Raw genomic sequence first — 705 nt, forward strand, 5'->3', positions numbered from 1 at the left:
TCATTCTGTTCTCTCTCCATATGCTGATCTGTTTGACGAAGCCAAGCGTAATACCCACTACGACTCACGCCCGCAAGTTCGCAAAAATAACGCACCATACGAGGGAATCGGTAGCGACGAATTGTTTGTTCAATGAGTGTATATGCTTCACCAGTTGTTAAAATCGTTTCTTCTGTAACGCCTGCCTTTCGAGTTCGTCTAACTTTTTTAAGAATTCTAGTTCTGCCTCCAGAAACGCAATACGCGCTTCCGCTTTCTTTAACTTGTCGTCAGAAGAGAGTTGTTTGGAAGAGGGGCGACCCGTGCTTCCTTTACCGCGACGCTCTATATAAAATCCTTCCTCACCAAATTGTTCATATGTTTTTCTCCAACGCTTTAAACATTGATTTGGTTTCTTTTCACCGATCAACTCTAAATCGAACCCATTTTCTAAGAAAATTTGATTGGGCCCTTTTCCTTGTTGATTTTCTTTCACAGCCCTTACTTTAAAATCTGGGCAATAGCGAATCGAACGTTCTGATACTTTTACCACATTTTCATTCTTTTCTAGTTGTTTCATTTGTAGTTCATTAAAAATAATTTTACTCATGTTCCGTACCTCACTTATATCGTTGTATCCATTATAACGAGGTTTGCTTATAAAAATACACAAAAACCCCGAATTATGGACTTTTTTTAAGTGTCCACGATTCGGGGTACAGTTCA

The 705-nt window shown here is 39.1% G+C and carries 1 protein-coding gene; it reads right to left on the reverse strand.

Annotation, left to right across the window (positions count from 1 at the left end; translation table 11 throughout):
• Positions 1–157 precede the first annotated feature (157 nt).
• Positions 158–589: an HTH domain-containing protein gene (locus MR058_RS22915; RefSeq protein WP_242145940.1), complete on the reverse strand. Its 432-nt coding sequence runs from the start codon at positions 587–589 to the stop codon at positions 158–160.
• Between the last annotated feature and the right edge of the window lie 116 nt (positions 590–705).

Origin of the sequence: Bacillus cereus group sp. BfR-BA-01430, from assembly GCF_022663115.1 — a bacterium.
Lineage (GTDB): Bacteria > Bacillota > Bacilli > Bacillales > Bacillaceae_G > Bacillus_A > Bacillus_A cereus_BD.